Source organism: Cognatishimia sp. MH4019 (genome assembly GCF_020177595.1).
GTDB lineage: Bacteria > Pseudomonadota > Alphaproteobacteria > Rhodobacterales > Rhodobacteraceae > JAHTBL01.
The window spans coordinates 87,653-114,497 of record NZ_JAHTBL010000006.1 but is presented as its reverse complement, the minus strand read 5'-3'; the positions used below and the strand labels follow the sequence as shown (position 1 = coordinate 114,497).

The 26,845-nt window shown below is 59.9% G+C and carries 28 protein-coding genes and 1 riboswitch; of the genes, 11 read left to right on the top strand and 17 right to left on the bottom strand.

Translation table 11 applies throughout. The annotated features are described in order from the left end of the window. The first annotated feature begins 109 nt into the window (after window positions 1-109). On the top strand, window positions 110-1,873 hold the full coding sequence (locus KUW67_RS12050) for a serine protease (protein ID WP_224825560.1): 1,764 nt from the start codon (window positions 110-112) through the stop codon (window positions 1,871-1,873). 2 nt (window positions 1,874-1,875) lie between these two features. Here the strand turns inward: KUW67_RS12050 and KUW67_RS12045 are convergent, their stop codons facing one another. Together KUW67_RS12045 and KUW67_RS12040 are read right to left on the bottom strand one after the other, a co-directional pair. Further along, window positions 1,876-3,321, bottom strand: coding sequence for a TrkH family potassium uptake protein (locus KUW67_RS12045; protein WP_224825687.1), 1,446 nt, complete (start codon window positions 3,319-3,321; stop codon window positions 1,876-1,878). Between the two features lie 102 nt (window positions 3,322-3,423). Further along, complete coding sequence (locus tag KUW67_RS12040) at window positions 3,424-3,774, bottom strand: hypothetical protein (RefSeq protein WP_224825559.1); 351 nt, start codon at window positions 3,772-3,774, stop codon at window positions 3,424-3,426. A gap of 163 nt (window positions 3,775-3,937) precedes the next feature. Between KUW67_RS12040 and KUW67_RS12035 the strand changes: the two genes are divergently transcribed. Together KUW67_RS12035 and KUW67_RS12030 are read left to right on the top strand one after the other, a co-directional pair. Next, window positions 3,938-4,330: a hypothetical protein gene (locus KUW67_RS12035; protein WP_224825558.1), complete on the top strand. Its 393-nt coding sequence runs from the start codon at window positions 3,938-3,940 to the stop codon at window positions 4,328-4,330. Window positions 4,331-4,370: 40 nt separating this feature from the next. Next, window positions 4,371-5,666 carry a PepSY domain-containing protein gene (locus tag KUW67_RS12030; protein ID WP_224825557.1) on the top strand — a complete coding sequence of 432 codons (1,296 nt, stop codon included), beginning with the start codon at window positions 4,371-4,373 and terminating at the stop codon, window positions 5,664-5,666. A gap of 63 nt (window positions 5,667-5,729) precedes the next feature. On the opposite strand, the gene folE2 is transcribed toward KUW67_RS12030, so the two are convergent. The 3 genes from folE2 to metZ all read right to left on the bottom strand — a co-directional run bounded on the left by folE2 (window position 5,730) and on the right by metZ (window position 8,583). Beyond that, window positions 5,730-6,833, bottom strand: coding sequence for a GTP cyclohydrolase FolE2 (gene folE2 / locus KUW67_RS12025; RefSeq protein WP_224825556.1), 1,104 nt, complete (start codon window positions 6,831-6,833; stop codon window positions 5,730-5,732). A gap of 106 nt (window positions 6,834-6,939) precedes the next feature. Beyond that, window positions 6,940-7,401, bottom strand: coding sequence for a GNAT family N-acetyltransferase (locus KUW67_RS12020; RefSeq protein WP_224825555.1), 462 nt, complete (start codon window positions 7,399-7,401; stop codon window positions 6,940-6,942). Between the two features lie 3 nt (window positions 7,402-7,404). Beyond that, window positions 7,405-8,583, bottom strand: coding sequence for an O-succinylhomoserine sulfhydrylase (metZ, locus tag KUW67_RS12015; RefSeq protein ID WP_224825554.1), 1,179 nt, complete (start codon window positions 8,581-8,583; stop codon window positions 7,405-7,407). 69 nt (window positions 8,584-8,652) lie between these two features. Further along, window positions 8,653-8,731: riboswitch (SAM riboswitch) on the bottom strand. A gap of 115 nt (window positions 8,732-8,846) precedes the next feature. Here metZ and KUW67_RS12010 point away from each other — a divergent pair. Further along, window positions 8,847-9,743, top strand: a complete 897-nt coding sequence (locus KUW67_RS12010) for an alpha/beta hydrolase (protein ID WP_224825553.1) — start codon at window positions 8,847-8,849, stop codon at window positions 9,741-9,743. Continuing rightward, on the top strand, window positions 9,740-10,438 hold the full coding sequence (locus tag KUW67_RS12005; RefSeq protein WP_224825552.1) for a glutathione S-transferase N-terminal domain-containing protein: 699 nt from the start codon (window positions 9,740-9,742) through the stop codon (window positions 10,436-10,438). Before KUW67_RS12010 ends, KUW67_RS12005 begins: the two co-directional genes overlap by 4 nt. Before the next feature lie 34 nt (window positions 10,439-10,472). Here the strand turns inward: KUW67_RS12005 and KUW67_RS12000 are convergent, their stop codons facing one another. The 3 genes from KUW67_RS12000 to ftsY form a co-directional block, all read right to left on the bottom strand. After that, entirely contained in the window at window positions 10,473-11,075 is a 603-nt protein-coding gene (locus KUW67_RS12000) for an inner membrane-spanning protein YciB (RefSeq protein ID WP_224825551.1), read from the bottom strand. Between the two features lie 9 nt (window positions 11,076-11,084). Continuing rightward, window positions 11,085-11,990, bottom strand: a complete 906-nt coding sequence (locus KUW67_RS11995) for an EamA family transporter (protein WP_224825550.1) — start codon at window positions 11,988-11,990, stop codon at window positions 11,085-11,087. A 61-nt stretch (window positions 11,991-12,051) separates the two neighbouring features. Beyond that, window positions 12,052-13,470 (bottom strand): signal recognition particle-docking protein FtsY, encoded by a 1,419-nt coding sequence (ftsY, locus tag KUW67_RS11990; RefSeq protein WP_224825549.1) that lies wholly within the window; start codon window positions 13,468-13,470, stop codon window positions 12,052-12,054. Between the two features lie 153 nt (window positions 13,471-13,623). Here ftsY and KUW67_RS11985 point away from each other — a divergent pair, with 153 nt between their 5' ends. The 3 genes from KUW67_RS11985 (at window position 13,624) to KUW67_RS18490 (ending at window position 15,453) form a co-directional block, all read left to right on the top strand. Continuing rightward, a complete protein-coding gene (locus KUW67_RS11985) occupies window positions 13,624-14,697 on the top strand; it encodes an alkane 1-monooxygenase (RefSeq protein ID WP_224825548.1) in 1,074 nt (357 codons plus the stop codon). Between the two features lie 47 nt (window positions 14,698-14,744). After that, on the top strand, window positions 14,745-15,137 hold the full coding sequence (locus tag KUW67_RS11980) for a hypothetical protein (protein WP_224825547.1): 393 nt from the start codon (window positions 14,745-14,747) through the stop codon (window positions 15,135-15,137). A 133-nt stretch (window positions 15,138-15,270) separates the two neighbouring features. Further along, window positions 15,271-15,453: a KTSC domain-containing protein gene (locus KUW67_RS18490; protein WP_224825546.1), complete on the top strand. Its 183-nt coding sequence runs from the start codon at window positions 15,271-15,273 to the stop codon at window positions 15,451-15,453. Here KUW67_RS18490 and KUW67_RS18485 read toward each other — a convergent pair. Beyond that, window positions 15,450-15,602 (bottom strand): BC1881 family protein, encoded by a 153-nt coding sequence (locus KUW67_RS18485; RefSeq protein ID WP_224825545.1) that lies wholly within the window; start codon window positions 15,600-15,602, stop codon window positions 15,450-15,452. The two genes, KUW67_RS18490 and KUW67_RS18485, sit on opposite strands and share 4 nt — an antisense overlap. A 40-nt stretch (window positions 15,603-15,642) precedes the next feature. Next, entirely contained in the window at window positions 15,643-15,783 is a 141-nt protein-coding gene (locus KUW67_RS11965) for a hypothetical protein (RefSeq protein WP_224825544.1), read from the bottom strand. Between the two features lie 298 nt (window positions 15,784-16,081). On the opposite strand from KUW67_RS11965, the gene KUW67_RS11960 reads away from it, so the two are divergent. After that, window positions 16,082-16,501, top strand: coding sequence for a hypothetical protein (locus KUW67_RS11960; RefSeq protein ID WP_224825543.1), 420 nt, complete (start codon window positions 16,082-16,084; stop codon window positions 16,499-16,501). A 380-nt stretch (window positions 16,502-16,881) separates the two neighbouring features. On the opposite strand, the gene KUW67_RS11955 is transcribed toward KUW67_RS11960, so the two are convergent. Together KUW67_RS11955 and xseA are read right to left on the bottom strand one after the other, a co-directional pair. After that, window positions 16,882-17,829: an IS1595 family transposase gene (locus KUW67_RS11955; protein WP_224825542.1), complete on the bottom strand. Its 948-nt coding sequence runs from the start codon at window positions 17,827-17,829 to the stop codon at window positions 16,882-16,884. Between the two features lie 85 nt (window positions 17,830-17,914). After that, window positions 17,915-19,465, bottom strand: coding sequence for an exodeoxyribonuclease VII large subunit (xseA, locus tag KUW67_RS11950; protein WP_224825541.1), 1,551 nt, complete (start codon window positions 19,463-19,465; stop codon window positions 17,915-17,917). A gap of 71 nt (window positions 19,466-19,536) precedes the next feature. On the opposite strand from xseA, the gene purD reads away from it, so the two are divergent. Next, window positions 19,537-20,799, top strand: a complete 1,263-nt coding sequence (gene purD, locus KUW67_RS11945) for a phosphoribosylamine--glycine ligase (RefSeq protein WP_224825540.1) — start codon at window positions 19,537-19,539, stop codon at window positions 20,797-20,799. Between the two features lie 84 nt (window positions 20,800-20,883). Here the strand turns inward: purD and KUW67_RS11940 are convergent, their stop codons facing one another. Both KUW67_RS11940 and KUW67_RS11935 read right to left on the bottom strand, forming a co-directional pair. Continuing rightward, a complete protein-coding gene (locus KUW67_RS11940) occupies window positions 20,884-21,588 on the bottom strand; it encodes a VCBS repeat-containing protein (RefSeq protein ID WP_224825539.1) in 705 nt (234 codons plus the stop codon). Next, the gene (locus KUW67_RS11935) at window positions 21,588-21,911 is read right to left on the bottom strand and encodes a 2Fe-2S iron-sulfur cluster-binding protein (protein WP_224825538.1); all 324 of its coding nucleotides are present in this window, start codon (window positions 21,909-21,911) and stop codon (window positions 21,588-21,590) included. The genes KUW67_RS11940 and KUW67_RS11935 overlap by 1 nt, the downstream gene beginning before the upstream one ends. 166 nt (window positions 21,912-22,077) lie before the next feature. Between KUW67_RS11935 and KUW67_RS11930 the strand changes: the two genes are divergently transcribed. After that, window positions 22,078-22,605 (top strand): peptidoglycan-binding domain-containing protein, encoded by a 528-nt coding sequence (locus KUW67_RS11930; RefSeq protein WP_224825537.1) that lies wholly within the window; start codon window positions 22,078-22,080, stop codon window positions 22,603-22,605. Here KUW67_RS11930 and KUW67_RS11925 read toward each other — a convergent pair. The 3 genes from KUW67_RS11925 to KUW67_RS11915 form a co-directional block, all read right to left on the bottom strand. Further along, window positions 22,578-23,639 carry an AbrB family transcriptional regulator gene (locus KUW67_RS11925; protein WP_224825536.1) on the bottom strand — a complete coding sequence of 354 codons (1,062 nt, stop codon included), beginning with the start codon at window positions 23,637-23,639 and terminating at the stop codon, window positions 22,578-22,580. The two genes, KUW67_RS11930 and KUW67_RS11925, sit on opposite strands and share 28 nt — an antisense overlap. Before the next feature lie 107 nt (window positions 23,640-23,746). Beyond that, the gene (locus KUW67_RS11920; RefSeq protein WP_370634975.1) at window positions 23,747-25,213 is read right to left on the bottom strand and encodes a DegQ family serine endoprotease; all 1,467 of its coding nucleotides are present in this window, start codon (window positions 25,211-25,213) and stop codon (window positions 23,747-23,749) included. Between the two features lie 147 nt (window positions 25,214-25,360). Continuing rightward, window positions 25,361-26,797 (bottom strand): MFS transporter, encoded by a 1,437-nt coding sequence (locus tag KUW67_RS11915; RefSeq protein ID WP_224825535.1) that lies wholly within the window; start codon window positions 26,795-26,797, stop codon window positions 25,361-25,363. Window positions 26,798-26,845 lie beyond the last annotated feature (48 nt).

The window sequence follows — 26,845 nt, the reverse complement described above, 5'->3', positions numbered from 1 at the left end:
ATGAAGCGACGCGCATAAATACACGTGAAAATGACCAGCGGCTCTGGCACTTTGCGCTATTATACGTTCAATAGCGGCCAAGATATTTTGACAGGGGTGCAGCAGGATCATGCGGGCGTATTTCACGGGGTTGGTTGTGGCAGGTGTTTTGGCAACGCAAATATCTGCGCAAGACGCGCAGGTTTGGGTTCAGATCGAAGCGCAGCCGACGCTGGCCGAGGCACAAGAACGGCTTCGGGATTACTCTCGCAACTTGCCCAATGTGAACGGCTTTACGCTTGATAGCGGTTGGCACGCCGTAGCGCTGGGGCCTTATGCGCCTGATGATGCGGCGCAGTTGTTACGGACGCTGCGGCGCGACGGGCTGATCCCTCGGGATAGTTTCGTGGCTTTGGGTGGCAATTTCGCGCGTCAGATCTGGCCGATAGGCGGTAGTGCGGTGCGGCCTGTCCAGCCCATTGCGCCCTTGCCAGAAGCAGAGACGGCCCTTGTCGCGCCCGAACCGGAAGCGCCGGTTGTCGTGGCCGAGCCTGAGCCGGTTATTGCACCAGACGAGACCCTGCGCGAGGCGCGGCAGAGCGAGCGGTTGCTGTCGCGGCCCGACCGAGAGGCCTTGCAGGTCGCTTTGAAATGGGCTGGCACCTATAACGCGGCGATTGACGGCTCTTTCGGGCGCGGCACGCGCGGTGCGATGGCGCTGTGGCAAGAGCAAAACGGCTATGAGCCAACGGGCGTTCTGACCACCCTTCAACGCGTGGCGTTGCTTGAGGCCTATAACGCAGTGCTTGATGGCATGGGGCTGGCAAGTCTGCGTGACGAGGCGGCCGGGATCGAGATGACACTGCCTTTGGGCGTGGTGGAATTTGGCCGTTACGAGCCGCCTTTCGTTCAATATGACGCATCGGGGGATATCGATGCGCGAGTATTGCTGATCTCGCAGGCAGGCGATCAGGACACGCTTTTTGGTCTCTATGACATTATGCAGACGCTTGAGATTGTCCCGCTGGACGGCCCGCGCGAGCGGAGGAACTCCAGCTTTGAGCTGCAAGGCGAGAATGACGAGATTGTCAGCTACACCAAAGCCGAGCTGCGCAATGGGCAGATCAAGGGCTTCACGCTGATCTGGCCTGCGGGCGATGAAGAGCGCCGCACGCGTATTCTGGACGAGATGAAAGCGAGCTTTCAGCCGGTTGAGGGCGTTCTGGACCCTGGTCTGGGTGACACAGGTGCGGGACAAGCGCCTGATCTGATTGCAGGTCTGGAAATCCGCAAGCCGGTGTCTGTGCGCTCGGGCTTTTATGTAAGCGATGACGGCGCGGTGGTGACATCGGGCGATAATCTGGGATCCTGCGCACGGATCACGCTGGATGAGCTGTATGAGGCGGAACTGGCGGCTGCGGATAGCGCAAGCAATGTCGCGGTGCTGACCCCGTCAGAGCCTTTGGCGCCTGCGCAGGTCGCCGCGTTCCAGCAATCCGTGCCGCGTTTGCAGTCGGATGTGGCCGTCGCGGGCTACCCCTATGGGGGCGCGTTGGGTGCGCCCACGCTGACTTTCGGTAAACTGGCCGATATTCGCGGGCTGAACGGTGAGGAAACGTTGGACCGTCTGGCGTTGAGCACGCTGCCCGGTGATGCGGGTGGTCCAGTGATCGACGGCGCTGGCACCGTGTTGGGGATGCTTTTGCCGCGCCCGGAAGGCGACCGGCAATTGCCAGCCGAGGTTAGCTTCTCGGCCGATGCCGCGACGATCAAGGCTGTGCTGGACCAGGCTGGTGTCAGCTATTCCGCGACCGACGCCGTGGCCGTGAAAGCGCCCGAAGACCTGACCGAGATTGGCATGGGCATGACCGTTCTGGTCAGCTGCTGGGACTAGAGCTACCCCCGCCAGAAGGCGACCGTGAGGATGGCGAAGACGGCCATCAGCTCGAGCCTCCCGATCAGCATCGCAATGGCGAGGATCCATTTGGCGGCATCATTGAGCGCGCCGTAATTTCCGGCGGGGCCGATGATATCGCCTAGACCTGGGCCAATATTGGCAAGCGCGGCAGACGCTCCAGAGACAGAGGTGATGAAGTCGAGGCCCGTCAGACCTAGCGCGACAGCCGTCACCCCCAGGGTCACGATAAAGAGCATGAAGAACGACATCACAGAGCTCAGCACATCCTCGGAGACCGCGCGGCCTTGGTAGCGCGGTTCAAAAAGTCCATGCGGCGAGTGGATTTTGCGCACCTGCGCGCGGATTGACGCGAAAAGCAATTGGTAGCGGAACACCTTGATCGAGCAGGAGGTGGAGCCCGCGCAGCCGCCAATCAGGCCCATCAGGAAGAAGACCATGACCGGAAAGCTGCCCCATTGCATATAATCCGCGCTGGCATAGCCAGTCCCGGTCAGGATCGACACGGTGTTGAACAGCGCCTTGCGGAAGGCGATTTCGGAACCACCGACGCTGATGAAAAGCCAGACGCTCAGCGCGCCCGCAAGCACAACGATGATTGTCAGGAAGGTCTTGATCTGGCTGTCTTTCCAAAGCGCCTCGGGCGCGCCGGAGATCAGCTGCACGTAGCGCACGAATGGCAGCGCGGCCGCGATCATAAAGAGCGCGGCGACATATTCGGCAGCGGGGGGCATGGCACCGAAAGAGGCGTCGAAGGTCGAAAAACCGCCCGTGGAAACCGTGGTCATCGCGTGGACAATCGCATCCAGCGCACCGACGCCGGTGGTCATATATGCGATGCCGCACATCAAAGTGATGCCGATATAGATCACCGAGATGCGAGACGAGATTTCCGTCGCGCGGGGCAGGATTTTGCCAAATGTATCGAAGCCTTCCGAGCGGAAGATCTGCATACCACCAACGCGCAGTTCCGGCAGGAACACCATCGCGACAACGATGATGCCGATGCCGCCCAGCCATTGCAGAATACCGCGCCAAAGGAGCAGCCCGTCGGGCAGCGCATCAAGGCCTGCAAAAACCGTGGCTCCGGTGGTTGTGAGGCCGGACATCGCCTCGAAGAAGGCGTCGATGAAGCGCGCCTCGGTCGCGCCGAAGATGAAGGGCAGCGCGCCGAATAGTGGAAGTGTCAGCCAGACACCGGTGGTCAGCAGGAAGGTTTGCTGGATCGTAAGGCCTTCCTTCACACCGTTCTGGCATGACAGCGCGACCAGCCCCCCGGTGAAGGTGGTGATGATCGCGCTTTCCAGAAAGGCAGGCCAATGGCCGTTTCCGGCAATCAGATCAGCAACAAGCGGCGCCAGCATCGTCACGCCGAGGCAGGCCACCAACAGGCCGATCACGTATCCGACGGGACGCAGGTCAAACATCTGTGCAGGCTTGGCCCGCAGGGCATACGCTGTCAAGCAGAGGTGCTTATGTCACCCTGATGATGTTGTATACGCGTGAACCGCCGGGGGCTGCTGTTTGGCTTAGCTGAAAAAGCCGGCACATCTGGCAAAGGTCAAAGACGCGTCCGCACCAAGCGCATTCAGACCCGCTGAGTTGTCGGTCGTCGATTTCAACCGATTGCAGCTATTTGCAAAATTGGTTCCGGCTTCGGTGTCTTGAACCGCCTGGGTTTGCACGCCAGTTTCGAATGCCTCGGTCAGTTGAGCAGAGGTGACCGATCCGCGCGCAGCCAAAGTCTCGGCCCGCGACATCATCGTGTCGGATGTGCTCATGCTTGCGGTTGTCGTGCCGGTGCTTGCGCCGTCCATGCAGCCGGCCAGTGCAAGAGAGGTTGCGCCAATGACGAGGCTCCGTTTGATCCAGTTTTGCATAGTAACTCCTGATCTAAAATATTGTTTTACAATGACCCTTAGCACCGACCTACAAAATGAATGTATCACCGCCGGGCAGAGCTTTCCGTGGCGTTAGAAATACCGTAAGACGTTGCACGTCGCAATATCGACGCATGAAGTCAGGCCGTTAAGCAAATCTGTCATGAGTGACCTTGCTACCCTAAACCGCGTATCTGTTGCCTTCGTCTTGCGCGGGCTTTTGGTGCTGTGCCTGACACTGGGCCTGATCTGGCCCAAAGTCTCCGCAGCTGTGGTTGGCTTTCTGCCCGGTGTTCAGAGCTATGTGATCTGCACAGGCGCCGATATGGTGACGATCCTCGTGGATGCAGAGGGCAACCCCATCGAACAGGTCGCCACTGACAGCGCACCCTGTCTGAGTGCCGATGTGCCACCTGTCGCCCTGCGCGCGCCGCAGTTCTGGCAGCAATTGGCCCGCGACCACCAAGACCGTTTCATCCAGCATGAAAACCGGCAGCCCTTGCGGTCTGTCTTGCAGAGACCTGCGCCCAGTCGCGCGCCACCTGTCGTGGTTTGAAGACCTTTCTTTCAAACCAAACCTAACGACAGGATACATCATGACGGATTCAACCGCTCCGGCGGCTGCGCGGTCGAGCACGACCGGCGGCGCATTTTATCGACTTATCTGGAAATGGCACTTTTTGGCGTCGCTTTACGTGTTGCCGTTTCTGGCCATGCTTTCGCTTACCGGAGGCATTTACCTTTATAAACCACAGATCGAGGCTTGGCTTTACGCCGACCGCATGTCTGTCACTGTGCAAGACGCTCGGATGTCTTACGAGGCGCAAGTCGCCGCTGTGGAAGACGCCGCGGGTGTGACCCGGCTGCGCGGGGTGACAGTTTATGGCGACCCCGCACGCTCGACCCTGATTGAGTTCAACGATGCTGAGAACGTGCGCTCCTTGGCGTGGGTTGATCCTTATACGGCGGAAGTTTTGGCCACAGTGCCGCGGGATGAAACCGCGATGCGCCTGCTTCGCAAATTCCACGGAGAGCTTCTGCTGGGGGATTTCGGTACGAAATTCGTCGAACTTGCCGCCCATTGGGCCATCGTGATGTTCGTCACAGGGATTTACCTGTGGTGGCCGCGCGGACAGCGCACATGGGGGCAGGTCTTCCGGCTGCCCGGTGGGTCGGGCCGATCTTTCTGGCGGGAAACGCATTTGTTCACCGGGTTTCTGGCGACGATCCTGATCGTACCGATCATTGTCACTGGCCTGCCTTGGACGGATGTCTGGGGCGGCGGTCTGAGCTATGTGCAGGAGCAGACCGGCACCAAGTCAAAGAGCCTGCGCTTTGGCGGCGATGTACCAGGCTCGACCACCTCGGAAGGGTTTCCGGTCGCTTATGCGGAAGTCTTTGAAGTCGCGCGCAGCGAAGGGCTGGTCTACCCGCTTGAAATGCGTCCTGCAAAAGGTGCTGGGGGCGCCTATTGGGTGCGCTCGGCCAGTAAAAACAGGTTCGAGCAGACCGAGCTGATCGTGGATCAATATAGTGGTGCGGTGCTGAAACGGCATGATTTCGAGAAGAACCCGGCGCTGGCGCAAGGGGTGTCGCTGGGCATCTCGTTCCACCAAGGCGAGCTTTATGGCTGGCTCAATCTGGCGCAGAACACGCTGGCGGCGGCACTGGGTGTCGTGCTTTCGGTGTCGGGCTTTGTCGCATGGTGGATGCGGCGGCCTGCTGGGTCTTTGGGCGTGCCTGCGGCCCCCGACGCAGCACTTGGCACCGGCATGATCCCTTTGGTCATCGCGCTGATGATCTTGCTGCCGCTGATGGGACTGTCGTTAATCGTGGCGCTTGCGCTGGATTGGCTGATTTTCCGGCGGTTGGGCTGGTTTCAGTCTGCATAAACGAAGGCAGGGGGGACGTTGTCCCCCCTGACCCCCCTAGAGTACTTGGGCAAAGATGAAGGCCTAGCCGACGTGGAAGAGCGTATTGAACAGTTTGGGATCAAGGCTGTCAGAGGCGAAGGTAGCGCCTTCGGTCAGCACGGACACCGCGTCGTGACTGTGCAGACTTTCCTGATGACTGGCGATCACGCGGAAGTCACCGATACGGGCGTCGTTTTGCAGCTGTTTGCAAAATGAGCGTGCCGCGTCCTCGACGAAGATCGGGTTAGCTGCGTTCAGTTCGGCAAAAGCCTGTTCGTCTTCGCGTTTGACCATCACTTGCGTCTCGGTTGGCACGGCGGCGCGGCACAGCTCGATCAGGTCTTCAAACCAGAGTGTTGGCGCATCGGGGTCCAACACGACCGAGATACGCGCAACAGAGCGTTGCGAATGCGGTGTGGCTAGCTGACCGCGCATCTGGCGGGCATGTTCGCTGAGTTCCAGCGAGCATGGGCAGGTGCTGGAATAGACGTAGTCCAGATGCACGATCTTCTTGCGCACGCCGTTCTGTTCGACCAATTCGAGCGCAATGTCATAGTATTGATAGCCCGACAGGCCAGAGCGCAGGCTGTCGACTTTCACCGGGAAGGACAGGCGCATCTGGATGCGGGCGTCGAAGCTCTCCAGATCGGTTTTGTAGTCGTCCAAGGCGGCTTCGATCACCTCGAAAGAGAACGTCTCTTCAGCCCGGCGGTAGAAGGTGCGCATGATGCGCGACATGTTGATGCCCTTCTTTTCAGCCTCAAGGGACACGGTGCCAGTGACGGAGGTTTCCAGCGTCAGAGGGCCGTTGTCGCGGGTCTTGAAAGAGATCGGCAGGCGGAAATTGGAAATCCCCACATGCTGGATTTGCTGCTTCGCCCCGCGGATAAGCGAGGTCGGGCCATTCTGCAGATCAGGCATTGAGGCCTTGTAGGCGGCATCGACGGTAAAATCTTCGGGGTAGGCACGGGCAAGTGCCGGATAGTTCGACATTTCGGCGCCCGGGATCAGCCGTGCCACGAGCGGATCGAGGGTTTTGACCTCGGTCTCACCAGCGTCGACGGCCCAACGGCGCAGCAGCGCGAGGGCCGCTTCGGCCTCTTCACGGCTTGGGTTACGGTCAAGATCAGTGGAATGGATATTCATGGCAATTTCCCCCCTTTGGGTGCGGGCCAGCCCCAAACATATAGGGAACCAACACGGTGTGTTTCAACCAGTACGCATCTTATTACGGGCGCGCGGGGGGATCGGATCAAAGATCGCAGCGCATTTTGTAATTGGGGATCAGGACACCGTGCCGTTCGACCTGCTGCGGTGTCACGACCTTCCAGCCGAACTTCTCGAAGAACGGTCTGGCAAGGTGGCTGGCCTCTGTTGTCAGCGATTTCAAGCGCTTGACCGCTGCCTCATTGAGCAGAGCCGCATATAGGGCAGCCGCCGTGCCTTTGCCCATTTCCTCGGGCGCGACATAGGTCAGCCCCACATGGCCGTCCGGTTCAAGCGTCATGAAACCGGCGACAGCGCCGTTCCGTTCGGCCACGAAACAGACGTCATTTGACAAGCGCTTGTGCCAATATTCGGTATCTGGAACCTGCTTGGCCCAGGCGTCGCGTTGCTCTGCCGTGTAGGCGCCGGACGCCCCCTCATGCACCGCGCGGTAAAACAGCATGGCGCAGGCGGCGGCGTCGCCCGGCTTGTATCTGCGGACCCACATGGCTCAAGCGACCTCCAGCGCTTGGGTGAGGTCTGCGATGAGGTCCTGGGTGTCTTCCAAACCTACCGAGATGCGGATCAGGCCGGGAGTGATACCGAGCAGGTCCTTTTGCTCTTGCGGAAGGCGCTGATGCGTCGTGGCGGCCGGCGGCGTCACGATAGATTTGGCATCTCCCAGATTGTTCGAAATCGAGAAGATTTCGAGTGCATTCAGCAGCCGGAAAGCCGGATCTCGCCCGCCTTTCACATCAATCGACAGGATTGTGCCACCTGCCGCCATCTGCGCTTTGGCAAGGTCATATTGCGCATGAGACGCCAGATGCGGATAGATCACGCGTGCCAGTTTAGGGTTGCCGTCAAGAGCTTCGGCGAGCGCATGCGCCGAGGCGGTCTGCGCGCGGACGCGCAGGTCAAGCGTTTCCAACCCTTTGAGCATCATCCACGCCGTGAACGGGCTCATCGAGCCGCCCGTGTGCTTCATGTAAGGCTCGACCGTGCCGCGGATGAAGTCACGACTGCCAAGGATCACGCCGCCCAGCGCACGGCCCTGTCCGTCGATATGCTTGGTAGTGGAGTAGATGATGACATCGGCCCCTAGCTCCACCGCGCGGGAATAGACAGGGGTGGAGAAGACATTGTCGATGATCACCGTGGCGCCAACCGCATGGGCCAGATCGCAAACGAATTTGATATCAATGACTTCCAGCGTGGGATTGGAGATCGACTCGAAGAACACAGCCGTCGTGTCGGAACGGATCGCGCCTTTCCAAGCATCAAGATCGGTGCCGTCGATCAACGTGACCTCAACCCCGTAGCGCGGCAAGATTTCTTCGAGGATGTAAAGGCATGAGCCGAAAAGCGCCCGCGCCGCGACCACGTGATCGCCTGCTTTCAGCATCGACACCAAGGCGCCGTTGACAGCAGCCATGCCGCTGGCCGTCGCAAACCCGTCTTCGCAGCCCTCAAGGGACGCGATGCGCTCTTCAAACATGCGCACGGTGGGGTTTCCGTAACGAGCGTAAACGAACTCGTCCTCGCCTGCTTTGAGGAACCGCGCTTCGGCGTCCTCTGCCGTTGGGTAGTGAAAGCCCTGGGTGAGGAAAATCGCCTCGCTCAACTCGCCATATTGGCTGCGACGTGTCCCGTCATGAACCGCTTTGGTCCGGGGTTTCCAATCGCTCATCTCGTTCTCCTTCGGGCCGTGTCATCAAGGGGTCGGCCACAAAAAAACCCCCACCGTTCAATAGACGCCGGGGGTTCAACCCTGACCTCTTTAGCAGCATGTTTAACGTGGCCCGCAATCCGGAAGACAAATCGCCACGAGGGTTGGATAGGCCCGTGGCGGCGGGACGTCAAGCGCCGTCATAGAGCTGTCATGGCGGTTTTATGTCTGTGTCATAGTCGCAAGGCATCAGGCGACCACAAGATGTTGTGGAGAGCTTTGAGATGGTTTTGCACGCCCTGACAGCAAACGGTCCCATGCCGCGGTTGCCCGATGGCCCCGGCCCGATCATCGTCATGGTGCATGGCTACAAATTCTCTCCCGATCTGCCGCGCCATGACCCGTTTGACCATATCCTGTCGATGACCCCTTCGCCGGGGCGGCGAAGTGCCGTCAGTTGGCCGCGCCATTTGGGGTTTCGCGGGCGGGCGGAGGACGGTCTGGCGCTTGGCTTTGGCTGGCACGCGCGCGGCGCGATTTGGCGGGTGACGGAAGCCGCTTTGGAGGCGGGTGCAGCGCTGGCGCGGATCATCGAAACGCTGCAAACTCAAAACCCAGCGCGCCCGATCCACGCGATTGCCCATTCACTGGGCGCGCGTGTTGTGCTTGAGGCGATGGCGCGGCTTGAGGGCCCGGCCCTGAACCGGGTCATTCTGCTGTCGCCAGCCGACTGGACCGATCATGCAGAGGCGGCATTGACCAGCGTGGCAGGCGATGCGGCGGAAGTTTTCAACATTACAGCGCGGGAGAATGACCTTTTCGACACATTGCTCGCCCGCGCGGTCCCGCAAGCAGCCCCTGTTCTTGGGCTGGGGCTGCCTGGGGGCGCGCCTAACTGGCTCGATATTCAGCTCGATCACCCGCAAACAGAAGCGGGGCTGGCACGGCTGGGCCACCGCTTGGCGCCTTCAAACCGCGCCGTCTGCCACTGGTCCTGCTACCTGCGCCCCGGCGCGTTTCCCTTCTACAAACGCCTGCTGCGCGCACCGGAAACGCTGCCGATGACGCAGCTGCGCGCGGCCTTGCCTGCCCAAATGCAACCGAAATGGAGCCGCCTGCCCCTTGTTCCTACCGCAAAACCTGCGATCCTGCAGGGAACTGCAAAGGGAGCGCCCGCATGATTGATCTTTATTACTGGCCCACGCCCAATGGCTGGAAAGTGTCCATTGCGCTTGAGGAAATGGGCCTGCCCTATGAAACCCATCTGGTGAATATCGGGGCCGGAGATCAATTCAAACCGGACTTTCTGAAGATCGCACCCAACAACCGAATGCCCGCGATTGTGGACCCGGATGGGCCCGATGGCGCGCCGATTTCGATCTTTGAATCGGGCGCAATCCTGCAATACCTCGCGCGCAAGACAGGTCAATTCGGCGGCCCGACCGAGCGGGACCGCGTGGCGGTGGACCAATGGCTTATGTGGCAGATGGGCGGCGTTGGGCCGATGGCGGGCCAAGCGCACCACTTCCTGAAATACGCCCCTGCGATGGACCCGCCCAATGATCTGCCCTACGCCAAGGACCGCTACCGGGCCGAGACGGGACGGCTCTATATGGTGCTGGACACGCAGTTGGCGTCAAACGCGTATGTCGCTGGCGATTTCTTCTCGATTGCGGATATGGCGATCTGGCCTTGGGCCTCGCTCTGGGAAGGGCAAGAGCAGACGCTGGATGACAAGCCAAACCTAGCGCGCTGGCTTGATCTTGTGGGCAGTCGCGAGGGCGTCCAGAAGGGCCGCGCGCTGCATCGGGATGAACGATCCAATCTGGAAGCAGATAAGAAGGCGCAGGACTTGCTGTTTAAACGCAAAGCCTGAGCTTCATTCTGGTCAAAATATTCAAAATGCCCGGTCAGCCTCTCTCGTCCGGCTCTATAACGTATTTCTGCAAGGCGATGATTTGCCACCACAAAAAGGCAAAGAGCGCCAATGGGAAGCCGAAGGTCTCCACCTTGACCCACAGATCTGTTGACTGCGTGCGCCACAGAATTTCATTGGTTACGGCAAGAGCGATAAACGCCAGACACAGGCGGCGGGTCAGGATCATCCAGCCTTCGTCTTCCATCGGCATCATCTCATTCATGACATAGGCCAGATAGCTTTTGCCTTGCGCCAGACCGATACCCAAAAGCAGCGCGAAAAAGCCGTAGACAAGCGTGGTCTTCATCTTGAAGAACCGCTCGTCATTAAACCACGCGGTGAGGCCTCCGAAGAAGATGACCATGAACGCGGTAAATATTTGCATCCGGCTGAGTTTACCGGTCATGAACCACAGCACCGCCATCGAGATCAGCAAGAGTGGGATGAAAGCGATGGTGGCCACGATAAAGCCCGAATATTCGATCCCGCCCCAAAGATAGGTTTCATCCTGAATGCGCAGGTAGAGCACAAAAAAGAGAAGCGGCGGGCCCAGTTCGAGCAGGGTTTTTGCCAGCGGATTGATGTCGCGTTCCATGAGGTCTCCTTAGCCTGCCATCTCAACTATCACCGCGCCTGCCGCAATCAAGGCCATAAGGGCAATGCGGCGGGGGCCAACGGTCTCTTTCAGAAAGATCCAGCCGATGAAAGCCGCGAAAACGGTGGATGTTTCGCGCAGGATCGCCGCTTCACCGACCTTGTCGAGCCGGGTGGCCATCATGATCGAGCCGAAAGAGCCGAAGGCAACCAGCGCGCCAATGGCTCCGCGTTGGAGAAGTGGCGCCAGCGGGGGTGCCGTGGAGCGCCCGGTACGCACGCGCCAAAGCCATAGCAGCGGAAAGTCGATCGAGGTGATGAAGAAAAACCACGCCAGGAAGGTGAACGGATCAGGCGTGGTGCGGATGCCGTAGGCGTCGTAGGTCGTGTAGATCGCCACCATCAGGCCTGTGAAGACCGCCAGCAGCAGCGCGGGCGTCAGCGAGGCACGGTCCTGCACGAGGAAAATGTAGTTATAAAGCGCCAGCCCGAAGATGCCGGTGAGCAGCACAGCCACACCGCCCCATTGGCCGATGGTGAACTGCTCCCCAAAAATGATACCCGCACCGATGACGGTGAACAGCGGACCAGTGCCACGCACAACCGGGTAGACGACAGTGAAAGCCCCGCGCTCGAAGGCCATGGCCATGCCGACTTTGTAGATGAAGTGGATCACCAAAGCGCCCACGAAGAGCCACCATTCAGGGCCTTCGGGCCAAGGAACGACGAAGAGCGCGATGGGCAGGGCGAACCAGAAGATGCAGAAATCAATGCTGGCGCGGGAGGTCCAGGGGTCGTGCTTGCCTTTTTGAAGGGCGCCAAAGACGGCATGGAGGAAGGCGGCTGTCAGTGCGAGGATAAGGGCCACAGTGTGCCCGGTCTCGGTGCCTTCGATAGAGAGAAGCCAGTCGCTCAACGGCGGCGGCTGGGGGCTTTGCCCCCAGACCCCCAGAATATTTGGGCAAAGGTGAGACGGGTCATTCGAGGCCGGTCAGCGCTTTGGCGAAATCCTCGGGGTCGAAAGGGGCGAGGTCGTCGATCTGTTCACCAACGCCAATGGCGTGGATCGGCAAGCCGAACTTATCGGCAAGGGCGACCAGCACGCCGCCTTTTGCCGTGCCGTCGAGTTTCGTCATCACGAGGCCCGAGACGTCCGCCAGTTCCTGAAAGGTCTTGACCTGTGAGAGCGCGTTTTGGCCTGTCGTCGCATCGAGGACAAGCAGCGTGTTGTGCGGGGCCTCTGGGTCTTTCTTGCGGATGACACGCACGATTTTGGCAAGTTCCTCCATCAGGTCGGCGCGGTTTTGCAGGCGGCCTGCGGTGTCGATCATGAGCAGGTCCGCGCCATCGGCTTCGGCTTGGGTCATCGCGTCGAAGGCGAGGCTTGCGGGGTCTGAGCCTTCGGGGGCGGTCAGCACGGGCACGCCGGCCCTTTCGCCCCAGACCTGAAGCTGTTCGACAGCAGCGGCGCGGAACGTGTCACCGGCGGCGATAACGACCTTTTTGCCCGCCGCACGAAACTGGCTGGCAAGTTTGCCAATGGTGGTGGTTTTGCCGGAACCGTTGACGCCGACAACCAGCACCACTTGCGGGGTCTTGGGGTAGATGGGTAGCGGTCTGGCGACCGGCTCCATGATGCGGGTGACCTCGTCGGCGAGCAGTTGTTTGATTTCGTCCGCGGAGAGCTTTTTGCCGAAGCGGCCTTCGGCCATATTAGCGGTCACACGTAGTGCCGTGTCGACGCCCATATCGGCTGTGATAAGCAGCTCTTCAAGCTGTTCGAGCATGTCATCGTCGAGCGTGCGTTTGACGACAGTTTTTGCAGGTGCGCCGCGACCCAGCAGGCGGCCGAGAATGCCAGGTTTGGCAGCAGGATCGGGTATAGGCTCTGACGCGGGTTCGACCGCTTGTTCGATGCGGATCGGCTCAGGCTCAGGCTCAGGCTCAGGCTCAGGCTCAGGCTCAGGCTCAGGCTCAGGCTCAGGCTCAGGCTCAGGCTCAGGCTCAGGCTCAGGCTCAGGCTCAGGAAGGGGGTCGGGCTGGATTAGGTCGGCGTCAACCGGATCGTCCGAGAGCACCTCTGCCTCGCGCTGCACTTCGCCTAGCGCTGCGGCGTCTTCGGCCATCACTTCATCGACGGGTTCGGGTTCGGGTTCGGGTTCGGGTTCGGGTTCGGGTTCGGGTTCGGGTTCGGGTTCGGGTTCGGGTTCGGGTTCGGGTTCGGGAAGCCTGTCGATTACCGGTTCGGGGTCAACGATTTCTTCAACGGTTTCTGCGACCTCTATCGCCGCAACTGTTTCTTCGGCGCCGCCGTCTTCGACGATGGCGTCCAGCCCTTCCTCGATCTTGGAGGATGACTTGAAAAGCCGCTCTTTGAGTTTCTTGAAAAAGGCCATCGCCCGCCCCTCGTCGCTTACTGCTTTGCACTTACGCCTTGCGCGGACCAGATGCAAAGGGCGCGGCGCGGTTTCTGCTGGGGAAACAGCGCGTTTGTCTGCACCGCGCAGGTCTTTATGCTAAGCTGCACCGACGTGTGTGTAGCACCCTGAATGACCAGACCAGTGACCTTGTTTGCAGCCGCGACGCTGATCCCCATCCCGCTTTTGCTGGCCGCCGCCGCGTTCGGTGGCGCCTTTGTCGCGGTCGCGCTGGCCTGTCTGACGGTTTTCACCTTTGCGATGGATGAATTGGTCGCCTTTGCCGGGCAGGATGCGCCGGAAGGATCCGAATTTCCTGCCGCTGATACACTGTCCGCGTTCCTTGCGGTGGCACATTATGTGCTGCTTGGTGTCGCAATCTGGGCCATATCTTGGGACGGCTTTCACACAGGATGGGAGAAAGCGGGGCTATTTGCAGCCTTTGGGATCTTCTTTGGGCAGGTGTCCAATTCCAATGCGCATGAGCTGATCCACAGATCGTCGCGCGGGCTGCGCAGGCTGGGGGCGTGGGTCTATACCTCGCTTTTGTTTGGCCATCATACGAGCGCGCATACGCGGATTCACCATCGCTATATCGGGACTACGGATGACCCGAACACCGCACGTTTGGGCGAATCGTTTTATGCCTATGCGATCCGCGCATGGGGCGGGTCGTTCAAGGCGGGCCTTGAGATTGAGACATCTCTTTTGCAGCAACGCGACGGCACGGTGCGGCTATGGCGGCATCCTTATACGGGCTACTTGGGCGGGTCCGCCATCTTTTTGGGATGTGCTGCCCTGATCGGTGGACTTGGAGGCGTGTTGACGCTGCTCGGGTTGGCGGCATACGCGCAGATGCAGTTATTGCTGTCGGATTATGTCCAGCATTACGGGCTGGTGCGGCAGATAATGCCAAACGGCAAACCTGAGCCAGTGGTGGCCCGGCACAGTTGGAACGCGCCGCATTGGTTCAGCTCTGCTCTGATGCTCAACGCGCCGCGCCATTCGGATCATCATGCGCATCCGGGCAAGCGCTATCCGGGGCTGACCCTACCGGATGCGGAAGATGCACCGATGTTGCCCCGTAGCTTGCCAACCATGGCCGTGCTCGCCCTCTATCCGCCGTTTTGGCGCAAGATCATGGACGCGCGCGCGATGGAATGGCGTGTCGGCGTCGGATCACAACTGCGGATGGCCGCCGAATAAACAGATCATGAGTGGTCATTGCAAGCGCAGTCTGGCAGGTTTGACCCATGATCCGCATTGCCCTTTTTCTGATCGCATTTGCCCTGCCTGTTCAGGCGGCAGAGCCGATGTCCGCCGCCGAGTTTGAAGCCTATGTCATGGGAAAAACGCTTTACTTCGGGCAAGCCGGGCAGCCCTACGGGGTTGAAGAGTATTTCGACAATCGGCGGGTGCGGTGGTCCTTTCTGGATGGCGAATGCAAGGATGGCATCTGGTATGAAGAGAATGACCTGATCTGCTTCGTCTATGACGACAATCCGACACCGCAATGCTGGTCCTTTTTCGAGCAGCCCGGCGGATTGGTGGCGCAGTTCGAGAATGATCCAAGTTCAACGGTTTTGTATGAGGCCGGAGAGGCCGATGAACCGATGATGTGCCTTGGGCCAGAGGTGGGTGTCTGACGGCGGGTGACGCGTTTCAGGTATTTTTGGACAAAAGAAAGCCGGTAGAGGCGCGTTAAGGTTAGGCGATTGTATATTTGACAAACCCGTAGCTAGCGGGGATGCTCGGCCTCTGTAATGAGGGGATTCGGGCATGCCATTTGTGAGTTCGTCAGCCATAAGTCGCATTGAATGGAGCGGAGGCACGTTGTCTATCTGGTTTCATGAAAGTGGGCGCTATGATTACCCCAGTGTCCCAGAGAGTGTTTATAGCGCGTTCTTAGCGTCTGGGTCCAAGGGCCAATTCTACAACGATCATATCAAAGACAGATATTAGTCGCGGTTCACCACAACCCACGCGGGTCCACGGACCACTTTTTTGATTTCGTCGTCTGGCCCCAGAAAAACAGATGAAACGCCTTCCCGCTTGATGAGTTCGGCGTGAAGGTCGCAAGTTGGGATATCTTTTAATTCAGGCAACTTCATGGGTAATATGATACCCCATAGGATAAGGTAACTCAATACCTCAATCGTCAGCCTTCTTGTCGTCCGGCTTCTGCTTCACCAGCTTGTCAAGCTTTTCGTTGAACTTCGCTTCGTCGTCGTCCGCTTCTAACTCGCGGGCGGCTTCTTTGAAGCGGTCTAGTTGGGTTTTCTTTTTTTCCATGCCTTTACACTACTGATTCGCGACCACTAGGACCACTTCACACAATAGGTCTTGTCAAATTTTGTGACGCAAACTGCAAATCGTTTAATTTCAGTATCTTATTCTGATGCATTAGTTAAAACGCAAATTGCGATTGACTCGTAAGCCACTGATGCCACAGGATGTTGCGTAGGCGGGCTTGCCCCGCACAACATAGGCCCCGTGGCGGAATCGGTAGACGCAGCCGTCTTTAAAACGGACACCGTGCAAGGTTTGTGGGTTCGAATCCCACCGGGGCCACCACAATACGGAGGCCGCTATGTCGAAAGCGCCAAAGATGAAAGACTTAAGAGAACGCCTTAAGGGTATAAGGCGAGAAATAGACAAGCATCAAAGGGAGACCGAAAAATTACAAGCGCAGGAAGCGCTTGTACTGGACTTGCTGGGAGAAGAGCCAACCAAAAAAACTGGCCGAAGAGCGCCAAAGGGGTCCGTGAAGGTTCGGGTTCTTGAAATGCTTGAGGCACAGGGCAGGAGCGGGCTGAATGCTGCTAAGGCAGTAGAATTGAGTGAAGCCAGCGGTGATCCGCTGGATCGCGGATCAGTTTCCAGCCTGCTATCTAGGCTTAAGCAGGATGACGTAGTTGTTTATGATGGCAGCAACTATCGCCTAAAGAAATACACGGGGATGCCAAGCGCTGTCACCCCTTTGAGAACTTCGGGTGAAGGATCTTTCTGATACTTCGCTGAGAAGGCCCACCCCCCCAGAAAAACGCCGTTGCAAGCAATCTGAGGGAGTGGTCACGTCCGACAGGAAAGGAACCTGACATGGACAACTTGAACGATGACAAAAAGGTCATCTACCGCCCTTACATCACGACCAAAGATGGTCGCAAAATATGGGCCAAGTGGTATGGTAAGAAGGCGTTTCGAATTAAAACCTGACTTACCTTAAAATCGGGAGGGAGCAAAAACTGCTCCCTCTTTTTTTTGCAGTGACGCAACCGGCGAACCGGCACCGTGCAAGGTTTTTTTGCCACCACATGATCATTTTGGTTACTTTTCATCTGAGGTGAAGTCTTTGCTGACGCAACCACAATGGTTTGCATCATTGCGTATCTACTGGGTGTAAGTAAGGCGCTTGCCTACGACACCTTTCAACGCGATCTGACCCCGCTCCGCATCATCAACACCATTTGCAATGCGGTTGTTGTAGCGGAAGTCGAACTCCGCCGCATAGCGATGTAGGTGCCGCTTGCCGCAGTGCTGATACACACCCTTCATGCCGCGCTTGAAGATGCTGTAGAAGCCTTCAACCGTGTTTGTCGTGACCTTGCCGCGCACATACTCACCTGCATTGTGCTGGACGCTGGCGTGACCGCCGAACTCTTTACCGATGGCCTTGTACCAGCCCGCTTCATCTGTGTGCAGCACTGCCTCTTGCGCGATGTTCTCTTGCAAGATCGGCAGGAGCGTTTTCTTGTTAAGCTGGTCGACCACGATGGACTTGGAGCGGCGCGTGTCACGATCCACAAGCGTCACCACCTTCATTTTGTGGTGATAGTGACGCTCGCCCTTCTTTTTAGGGCGATCTGGGTCTTGACCAATGAATGTCTCGTCAACTTCCACAGTGCCGCCACCGCTGCCCATGGGTGTTGCCAGATCGCCAGTGCGCATGCACTCGCGGATGCGGTGGGTCAGGAACCAAGCGGACTTGTAGGTGATGCCCAGAACGCGGTGAAGCTGGTGACTGCTGATACCCTTCTTGCTGGACACCATCAGGTGAATTGCTTGCAGCCACAGGTGTAGCGGCAGGTGGCTTTCCTCGAAGATCGTGCCTTTGCGCACGGTGAACTGGCCACGGCACTCGCGGCACTTCCACAAGCCGTGACGCTCTTTGCCTTCGGGGTTTTTCTTGGAAGGCTTCGTGCGGACGCCCTCAAGGCGATATGCCTTATCAACTACGCCACAGTGGGGGCAGACTGGACCATCGGCCCAGAGCATGGATTCAACGTGTGCAAAAGCTGCTGCTTCGTCGTGCATGTAGGGGGCGGAAAGAACGGACATTGCGATAACCTCTAACTTGTTGAGATTAAACTATGCTTTTCCCGTGGGTTTGTCAAATATACAATCGCCTAAGGTTAATGCATCGCTAGAGGAGTGTGCCCTGTTCCGGGGGTGCGGCTTTGGGTTTTTTGGGCGCGGATTTCGGAGAGGCTCCAAGGGTGAGGCGCCCGTCAGCGAATTCGATTTCCAATGATTTGGCGGCCTTTGCTTTGGCTTTGGTCGTGGTGACGTCGCCGTCCCCACGCACAACCGCATAGCCACGTTTCAGAGTTTCTTTATATCCGAGCGTTTCGCGGAGCCGGTCGAGCGCATCCAGTTTGCGCTGGCGGCTCGCCTGATCGGTTTGCGCGCGCGCGATGAGCCGGGTGGAGAGAGACGTCAGACGTTCTTTTTTGCGGGCCAGATCGCGGGCGGGGCTGGCCTGGCGCAGGCGCACGAGTTGCTGGTCCAGGCGTCGTTTTTCGAAAGTAGCAGCACGAGATAGCCCGGGGGCGAGGCGTTTGCCGAGGTCCTGCACGCGGCGGTCCTGATCCTTCAACGCGCGGGTGAGTGTGGCAGGGCGGAGAGATCCTGCGGCCTCCGAAAGCGCCACGCGTTTGCGATTGGCCGCAGCAGTGAGCGCAGCGGGGAGGCGATCCTCCATCACGTCGAGGCGCTGGCGAGCGCTTTGGGCAAGGGTCTCGGGGCGCGGCAGCGCGCGGGACAGATCGCGAAGGCGCTGGCCCTTCTGAGTGATGATCCCTGTCAGGGCGCGGGTTAACCGGGCGTCCTGGGCTTCGACCCAGTTGAGCAACTCGAGGCGGACAGGAACCGCGCGTTCGGCAGCAGCGGTCGGTGTGGGCGCGCGTTCATCCGAGGCAAAGTCGATGAGGGTTGTGTCGGTCTCGTGACCCACGGCGGAGATAAGCGGGATTTGGGACAAGGCGGCGGCACGCACGACCGCTTCTTCGTTAAAGCCCCAGAGGTCTTCGAGGGAGCCACCGCCGCGCGCAACGATGATCAGATCGGGTCGTGGAAGCGCGCCGCCGGGGGTGAAGGCGTTGAAACCTTCGATGGCGCGGGCTACCTCGGGCGCGCAATTGGCCCCTTGCACGGCGACGGGCCAGATCAGGACTTTCCGCGGGAAGCGGTCGCGTAGCCGATGCAGGATATCGCGGATCACAGCCCCGGAAGGTGAGGTCACGACGCCAATGATCTCAGGCAGGTAGGGGATCGGCTTCTTGCTGGCGGGGTCAAAAAGGCCTTCTGCGGCGAGCGCCTTTTTGCGCTTCTCCAGCATCGCCATAAGCGCGCCCATACCCGCAGGCGCGATGTCTTCGATCACCATCTGGTATTTGGATTGGCCGCCGAATGTCGTCAGGCGGCCGGTCGCGACGACCTCTAGCCCTTCTTCGGGTTGCGTGGGCAAGCGTGCTGCGACGCCTTTCCAGATGACGCCATTTAGGACCGAGCGGTCATCTTTCAGATCAAGGTAGATATGCCCCGACCGGGGCCGCGAGACACGCCCAATTTCGCCGCGCACGCGCACATGGGAATACTCCCCCTCGATTGTCTTTTTCACGGCACCAGAAATTTCGGTGACGGTGAATTCAGGGGCATTTCTGCCGGGCAGGTCATCGTCAATCAGATCGGACATGCGCGCTCGCTTGTGATTGGGTCGAGCGCAGCTTAGAACGCCGAGCAACGAAGGCCAAGCGGGGGACGCGCATGAATATTCTTCTTTTGGGATCGGGCGGGCGTGAGCATGCGTTGGCCTGGGCCGTGAAGCAGAACCCGAAATGCGATCGGCTGATCGTGGCCCCTGGCAATGCCGGGATTGCGCAGATCGCGGAATGTGCGGCGTTGGAGATTGAAAACGGCGGCGCAGTGGCTGCTTTTTGCGACGAAAACGCGATTGATTTTGTGATTATCGGGCCAGAAGCGCCTTTGGCGGCGGGGGTCGCGGACCGGCTGCGCGATTCGGGACTTTTGTGTTTCGGACCATCGGCGGAAGCGGCACGTTTGGAGGCATCCAAGTCCTTTACCAAAGAGATTTGCGATGCGGCGAATGCACCGACAGCAGGTTATGGGCACTTCACGGACGCTGAGGCGGCGAAGGCATATGTCCGGGCAGAGGGAGCGCCGATCGTGGTGAAGGCCGACGGTTTGGCCGCGGGCAAAGGCGTGATCGTGGCCATGACCGAAAGCGAAGCGCTGGCCGCCGTGGACGATATGTTCAGCGGAGCCTTCGGCGGCGCGGGCGCGGAAGTTGTCATCGAAGAGTTCATGGAAGGTGAGGAAGCCTCGTTCTTTGTGCTGTGCGATGGTGAGGATGTGCTACCCATCGGCACCGCGCAGGACCACAAGCGCGTGGGCGAAGGCGATACCGGGCCAAATACGGGCGGAATGGGGGCATACTCCCCTGCACCGGTGCTGACCGACACGCTGGCCGAAAAGGCGCTGGCCGAGATCGTACGTCCGACAATGGCCGAGATGGCCAAGCGCGGCACGCCTTATCAGGGCGTTTTGTATGTCGGTCTGATGATCCAAGACGGGCAGCCTCGACTGGTGGAATACAACGTCCGGTTCGGCGATCCGGAGTGTCAGGTTCTGATGATGCGACTGGGGGCGCAGGCCTTGGATCTGATGCATGCTTGCGCCGAAGGACGGCTGGCAGAGGCTCGCGTGAATTGGGCTGAGGATCATGCGATGACGGTGGTGATGGCGGCGGATGGGTATCCGGGTGCCTATCAAAAAGGCAGTGTCATCAAGGGACTAGACGATCTGGCAGAGACCAGTTTCGAGATGTGCTTTCATGCGGGCACGTCTGAGAAGGACGGATGCATTGTGGCTTCGGGAGGGCGGGTGCTGAACGTCACCGCCCGTGGCGCAAGTCTACAAGAGGCGCGGGATCGGGCCTATGCCATGGCAGAGGCGGTGGACTGGCCCGAAGGGTTTTACCGCAGCGATATCGGATGGCGGGCGCTCTAAGCGATAATATTTTTCGCGACCCAGCCCCGGACCTGACCCGAGGTCTTGAGTTTGGAGGTCCCGGCTCAAGCCCGGGACGGGTCGTCATTCACCGCACGCCATCGCAGCGGAAAAGCTCTGTCGGCCTTGATGCGGGGTGATCGGACGAGCAGATAGACCGTCGCCATTCATCCGCACCGACACCACCTGCTCCCACACCGCATCCGCTACGATCATCTCAGGCCCCTGCCCGCAATCGCGGATACCACCGGCGATATCGCGTTCACCGATACGGTGGTTGGTAAGGCCTGCGAGGGTGGCGACCTCGGTCAGACCGCCATCTGCAAAGCGCCAGACGCGGAGGGTTTTGGCAAGGTGCGGTCGGTCGATATAGGCGATCTCGATCGCACCGTCACCGTCCAGATCAGCGGCGCCAATGGGGGCAAGCCAGCGGTTTGTGCGGCCGATGAAAGGCGTTTCGGCAAGACGGGTGAGCGTACCGTCTGCAAGGTGGTAGACCGAGAGGCGCGCGCCCAGGTCTTGATGCGCTTCAACGACGACTACCTCGGGCGCACCATCTCCGGTGACGTCGACCACGCGCGGCTCTGTGTCCTCGAAGACAACCGTGTCTGACCAGTGCACGCGGGCTGTCTGGCCCGTCGAAAGCGTGACTTCCAAGGTCTCGTGCTCAATCGCGTCGCCCAGAACCCCATGGGCGTAGCGGGTCGTGGGATCGGTGTAGCGCGCGCTGGTGATCTCAGCGACAGCGGGGCTGGCGGCCAATGCCAAGGCAAAAGCCGCCCAGCGCATCAGATTTGCTTGTCGGGCATCTGCACAACGAGGCCGTCCAGATCGTCGGTCACTTTCAACTGGCAGGTCAGGCGCGATTGGCCCGGCTTGGGCTCAAACGCGAAATCGAGCATGTCTTCTTCCATCGGGTCCACCGCGGGCAGCTTTTCGACCCAGTCGGGATGCACATAGACATGGCAAGTCGAACACGCGCAAGCGCCACCACAATCGGCCTCGATCCCCGGAATGCCATTGTCGCGGGCTCCTTCCATGACGGTCAGGCCGTTGGCCACGTCCACCACATGCTCGGTGCCGCCATGCTCGATATAAGTGATTTTTGCCATGTCACTGGCTCCTTGAAAAACGTTGTCCAGATGGTTCTAGCCAAGCCAATTCAGGCGCGCCAGCGGATTCTGAGAGTGTACGGGTCGTGCCCCTAGGCTGGTCGAGGGATTTGGCGTATGCTCGCGCGAAAGCGGCCCTGAGAGCCGTGATTTGAGAGATGAGTAGATGCGCGCGATCCTTCCCTTGGTTTTGCTGCTGTCGGCCTGCCAGCCGGGCACGCCAAACCTGCCCCCTTCGGCAGGTGACGGGGCGTTGCGCGGCGAGATTTTCATGACGGAACCGGAAGCGTTTGGGCAAAACTGCTGGGCGCGCGACATGATCCCGCCGGTGATGGGCAAGGGTCTTGGCGACGTGCTGGTCGCCCCGGAACAGCGCGGGCTGGACGGTGTTTTGTTGCAGCCTGCAATCTACCGAAAAGCCGAGATGGACGTGGTGGTCACCCCGGCGCGGCCCTTCTGGTTCCGCGCCCCCTGCCCGCCTGCGTTTGACGCGGAGTTCGTCTCTTCTGTTCAGCGCGCATTGGAGGTGCGGGGCGGCTATATCGGGCCGATCACGGGCGTGCTGGATGCGCGAACCCAAGCGGCGATCCGGCGCTATCAATCCTTGCAAGGGCTCGACAGCGCGGTGCTGTCGCTGAAGGCAGCACAGCAATTGGGGCTGGCAAATTACGATCTGGATGCGTTCGGGCGCTGAGCGGCCTTGCCCAGCATCATCGGCACCAGAATCGTGAGAATAAAGAGCCTGAGCACATGACAGGCCGCGACAAAGCCGGGGTTCGCGCCCAACACCGCGCCCGTTGCGATCATCGTCTCAAGGCCTCCGGGCGCGAACGCCACCAGCACGTGAATGAGCGGCACGTCGATCAAGGGCGCGATGACCACCGCCGCCACGCCCGCACAGATCAGCGCGATCAGGGTGCTGCCCAGACCTGCCATCAGGCTTTGGCCCAACTCGCGCGGAGTGATCGTTGTGAAGCGCGATCCGATCAGCGTGCCGAGCACCAGGAAGGCAGGCCAAGCGAGGCCGGGTGGTAGCGCTCCGGGCGTCAGATCCATCACATGGGTCGCAGATGAGGTGAAGAGCCCTCCGAGCAGGAAGGGGGCCGGGATGTTGAGGCGTTTTAGCACAAGGCTCGCTACCAGCGCGATACCAGCCACAAGCAAAAGGTGATGCCACGCCATTGAAGCCCCGGCGATCAGCACGCCTGCATCCACGGTGATCCCCATGGCAAGTGCTGCGAGCGGCACCAGAAAGGTCAGCGCCAGTAGGCGCACGGTTTGCACAACTGTGATCCGGGTGGTGTCCAGATCAAAGCTGAGACCAAGCCCCAGCACATAGCTTAAATGCCCGGGAGAGCCTGCCAACACCGCGCTGCGTCGGTCAAAGCTAAAAGCACGAACCAGCAGCCAGCGGCTGAGCCAAATGATGGCCACAAGCATCACAAGGATGCCCAGCGCCGCCAGCGGCAGGTCGAGCAGAAGTTGACCAGCCTGCGGTGTGACCCCTGCCCCGATGCCAATGCCAAGGACCAGAAAGGCCGCATCGCGAAAGACCGGTGCGATGCGCAATTCAGGCCCGATGATGCCCACGACCGACACGACAAGGGCCGGTCCGGTCAGGATGAAAAGCGGGAAATGAAGCAGCCAGCCCAGCAGTGCGCCGATGGCCCCGATTGCCACAGCTATCAGCGTGGCTCGCAGGTCATCAAGGAAAGGGTGGCGCGGCATGGCCTCGCTCTAGCAGAGCGGGAAAGGCGCTGCAAAGGGCGCAAAAGAAAACCCCCGGCTGTCTTGAGGACGCCGGGGGTTTCCAAGCGGGGTGATGGAAACCCGGTTTACTCGAGCGACAGCGCCACGAAACGCGGGTCACCGCCGCGACGGATCAGCAGCAGGAACGATTTGCGCCCGGCTTCCTTTGCCGCCTCGATACGCTCTTCAAAATCCGAGATCGAGGTGATCCGGTTCTGACCGGCTTCGGTAATCACGTCACCAGCGCGCAGACCTTTCTCAAACGCTTCGGAGGTCTCATCGACGTCGGTCACGACAAGCCCTTCGACAGAGGCGTTCAGGTCCAGACCTTCGCGGATCTCATCGTCGATTTCGCTCAGGGTCAGGCCCATCATTTCGATCGTGGCGGGGCCTTCAGGCTCTGCCGGGGCGGCGGCTGGCACAGCCCCTTCGGCTTCTTCACGGCGACCGAGGGTGACGGTCAGTGTCTCGCGATCCCCGTCACGGAAGACGATGACTTCGACCGCTTTGCCAACGGCGGTGTTTCCGACCCGGCGGACCAATCCGCGGGTGTCTTCCACCTCGGCGCCGTCAAAGGTCATGATGACGTCGCCCGCCTGCATGCCCGCGTCTTCGGCAGGGCCTGCGGGCACATCGGTTACCAGCGCACCGCGCGCTTCTTCCATTTCCATGGCCTCAGCGACATCGGGGGTGACGTCCTGAATGCGCACACCCAACCAGCCGCGACGGGTCTCGCCAAACTCCTGCAACTGGTCGATCACCTGCGTGACCACAGCCGATGACATCGCAAAACCGATGCCGATGGAGCCACCATTGGGCGACAGGATCGCGGTGTTCACACCGATCACTTCGCCGTCCATGTTAAAGAGAGGACCGCCAGAGTTGCCACGGTTAATCGCGGCGTCGGTCTGGATGTAGTCGTCATAGGTCCCCGACAGCGCGCGGTTGCGGGCCGACACGATTCCAGCCGAGACCGAGAAGCCCTGGCCCAGCGGGTTGCCCATAGCCATGACCCAGTCGCCCACGCGCATCACGTCGCTGTCACCAAAAGGCACGAACGGCAGGGGATTGTCGCTTTCGACTTTCAACAAGGCAATGTCGGTGTTTGGATCGGTGCCGATCACTTCGGCGGGCAATTCATCGCCCGAGAAAAACTCGATCAGGATTTCGTCTGCACCGTCGATCACGTGGTTGTTCGTCACGATGAAGCCATCCGCCGAGATCACAAAGCCCGAGCCCAGCGCGGAAGAGCGGCGCGGACGCTGGCCGTTGGGGCCTTGGCGGTCCTGAAATTCACGGAAGAAATCCTCAAACGGGGAGCCTTCGGGAACAATCGGGCCGGGACCTGTACGGCTGGCCACGGTTGTAGATGTGGTGATGTTAACGACCGATGAGCTGATCTGCTCTGCCAGATCGGCAAAGCTGCCGGGCCGGTCTTGTGCCGCAGCAGAAAGCGCTTGCGCCAAAACGAGCGCGAAGCCGAGGATCAGAGCGGCGACTGCCTTGAAGGGCAGATATCGCTGTTGTGTACGGGTGAGGGCCTGTGGTGTCACGAGGGGTCTCCTTTGCAGAATTGTGCCAGACCACCAAGGTGTCGGCTGCTTATCGCTGATTAGATATGTAGGATGCGCAAACCACAACTCAAACCGCGCTCTCAGGGTTTCAAAGAGATGTGAAGCGTGTGTGTTCTGTCTCCGGCTTTACGGAACCGGGTCATCTGCGTGGCGTAGCAACAGCCAGGCGCTGCCCGCGCTGAAAAGCGACAGGCCGACCCCGGCCCAGGCGGCTTGGGTAAGACCTGCTACAAGCGTGCCGGCTTCGCCCAGCAGAACAAGGCCCAAAAGCGCAGTCGCGACAAGGCCCGCAATCCGCGCAATGGCGTTGTTGATGCCAGAGGCGACGCCAGAATACCGCGCGCCTGCGCTTTGCAACACGGCTGTGGTGAGTGGCGCGACGCTGGCGGCCATGCCGATGGCGAGCACGATGAGAGGCAGCAGTATATGGGTCCAGTAATTGACCTCACCTGCGGGGATACGGGTGAAAAGGGTAAAGCCGATGGCCACGAAGACAGACCCGCCGGTCAGGATCGTGCGTGTGCCAAGCCGGGTCGCGAGCGTTCCGCCCATGGTCCTTGAAAGCAGCCCGAGCAGCAGCGGGAATGGCAGGATCGCCGCGCCTGCAGCGGTGGCAGAGTAATTGAGCTCGCTGATCAGCACGTATGGCAGCAAGACCAGCAACCCACCGAGCGCGGCATAAAGAAAGAACGTCAGAAGCGAGAGGCCCAGAAAGCTCGAATTCGTAAACAAGCGTAACGGTGTCATGGCGTTGTCACCTTTGCGATATTCAACAGCAAGGAAGGTGAGCAGCAAGGCGGTGCCGACAGCTAATGCACCCAGTGTCGCTTGGGTCGCGCCTTGGTCCGGCAGCGCAATCAGCGCCCAGATCAGGGCAAGCAGCGCCAGCATGATCAGCACAGCCCCAGACAAATCCAGCGGCGCGCAATCTTCACGCGGGGCGCGGCTTTCGCGGATGGCGCGGCGGGCCACGACATAGGCATAAAGCGAGACCGGGACGACGGCGACGAAGGCCCATCGCCAGCCAGCAAAATCGACGATCACACCACCCAGAACAGGGGCGAGTGCGCCTGCGGCGGCACCGATTGCGGCCCAAGTGCCGATGGCCTTGCCACGCTCCGGCCCGGTGAAAGCGTCTGCGATGATTGCCAGCGAGGTGGGCGCGATCATGGCAGCGGCAACGCCTTCCAAGGCGCGGGCCAGCATAAGAACCGGGAAGTTCCACGCGACCGCGCAGAGCAGGCAGGAGGCTGCGAAGAGGATCAACCCGGCTTCAAACACGCGTTTGCGCCCAGCCACATCGCCCAGCGCGCCTCCGATCAACACCAATGCACCGAGGGGCAGCAGATAGGCGTTCACGATCCACTGGGCGCCTGTGGGGCCGACGCCGAACTCGGTCTGCATGGCGGGCAACGCAACATTGACGATAGAGCCAACGACAAACGCGAGGCTTGAGCCAAGGATCGTTGCCAGCAGCGCGCCGCGCGGGTCATGCTCTTGCGCCGCGGGCTGGGGCGCGATGGCGCGCCTCTCCTCGCAAGGCGGGGTCAGAGCTGTGGTCATGCGCAGAGGATCATGATGTCGGGTGTCCGAGCTTTTCGTCGCGCAAGC

Coding starts and splice junctions, on each gene's coding strand:
- metZ (WP_224825554.1), bottom strand. CDS start 8,583: ATGAGCGATTGGAAACCCCGGACCAAAGCGGTTCATGACGGGACACGT.
- KUW67_RS11980 (WP_224825547.1), top strand. CDS start 14,745: ATGATCCGCATTGCCCTTTTTCTGATCGCATTTGCCCTGCCTGTTCAG.
- KUW67_RS12005 (WP_224825552.1), top strand. CDS start 9,740: ATGATTGATCTTTATTACTGGCCCACGCCCAATGGCTGGAAAGTGTCC.
- KUW67_RS18490 (WP_224825546.1), top strand. CDS start 15,271: ATGCCATTTGTGAGTTCGTCAGCCATAAGTCGCATTGAATGGAGCGGA.
- KUW67_RS12045 (WP_224825687.1), bottom strand. CDS start 3,321: ATGTTTGACCTGCGTCCCGTCGGATACGTGATCGGCCTGTTGGTGGCC.
- purD (WP_224825540.1), top strand. CDS start 19,537: ATGAATATTCTTCTTTTGGGATCGGGCGGGCGTGAGCATGCGTTGGCC.
- KUW67_RS12040 (WP_224825559.1), bottom strand. CDS start 3,774: ATGCAAAACTGGATCAAACGGAGCCTCGTCATTGGCGCAACCTCTCTT.
- KUW67_RS12000 (WP_224825551.1), bottom strand. CDS start 11,075: ATGGAACGCGACATCAATCCGCTGGCAAAAACCCTGCTCGAACTGGGC.
- KUW67_RS11935 (WP_224825538.1), bottom strand. CDS start 21,911: ATGGCAAAAATCACTTATATCGAGCATGGCGGCACCGAGCATGTGGTG.
- KUW67_RS11925 (WP_224825536.1), bottom strand. CDS start 23,639: ATGCCGCGCCACCCTTTCCTTGATGACCTGCGAGCCACGCTGATAGCT.
- KUW67_RS11965 (WP_224825544.1), bottom strand. CDS start 15,783: ATGGAAAAAAAGAAAACCCAACTAGACCGCTTCAAAGAAGCCGCCCGC.
- KUW67_RS11960 (WP_224825543.1), top strand. CDS start 16,082: ATGTCGAAAGCGCCAAAGATGAAAGACTTAAGAGAACGCCTTAAGGGT.
- xseA (WP_224825541.1), bottom strand. CDS start 19,465: ATGTCCGATCTGATTGACGATGACCTGCCCGGCAGAAATGCCCCTGAA.
- folE2 (WP_224825556.1), bottom strand. CDS start 6,833: ATGAATATCCATTCCACTGATCTTGACCGTAACCCAAGCCGTGAAGAG.
- KUW67_RS18485 (WP_224825545.1), bottom strand. CDS start 15,602: ATGAAGTTGCCTGAATTAAAAGATATCCCAACTTGCGACCTTCACGCC.
- KUW67_RS11955 (WP_224825542.1), bottom strand. CDS start 17,829: ATGTCCGTTCTTTCCGCCCCCTACATGCACGACGAAGCAGCAGCTTTT.
- KUW67_RS11985 (WP_224825548.1), top strand. CDS start 13,624: ATGACCAGACCAGTGACCTTGTTTGCAGCCGCGACGCTGATCCCCATC.
- ftsY (WP_224825549.1), bottom strand. CDS start 13,470: ATGGCCTTTTTCAAGAAACTCAAAGAGCGGCTTTTCAAGTCATCCTCC.
- KUW67_RS12010 (WP_224825553.1), top strand. CDS start 8,847: ATGGTTTTGCACGCCCTGACAGCAAACGGTCCCATGCCGCGGTTGCCC.
- KUW67_RS12050 (WP_224825560.1), top strand. CDS start 110: ATGCGGGCGTATTTCACGGGGTTGGTTGTGGCAGGTGTTTTGGCAACG.
- KUW67_RS12030 (WP_224825557.1), top strand. CDS start 4,371: ATGACGGATTCAACCGCTCCGGCGGCTGCGCGGTCGAGCACGACCGGC.
- KUW67_RS11940 (WP_224825539.1), bottom strand. CDS start 21,588: ATGCGCTGGGCGGCTTTTGCCTTGGCATTGGCCGCCAGCCCCGCTGTC.
- KUW67_RS11915 (WP_224825535.1), bottom strand. CDS start 26,797: ATGACCACAGCTCTGACCCCGCCTTGCGAGGAGAGGCGCGCCATCGCG.
- KUW67_RS11930 (WP_224825537.1), top strand. CDS start 22,078: ATGCGCGCGATCCTTCCCTTGGTTTTGCTGCTGTCGGCCTGCCAGCCG.
- KUW67_RS12020 (WP_224825555.1), bottom strand. CDS start 7,401: ATGTGGGTCCGCAGATACAAGCCGGGCGACGCCGCCGCCTGCGCCATG.
- KUW67_RS12035 (WP_224825558.1), top strand. CDS start 3,938: ATGAGTGACCTTGCTACCCTAAACCGCGTATCTGTTGCCTTCGTCTTG.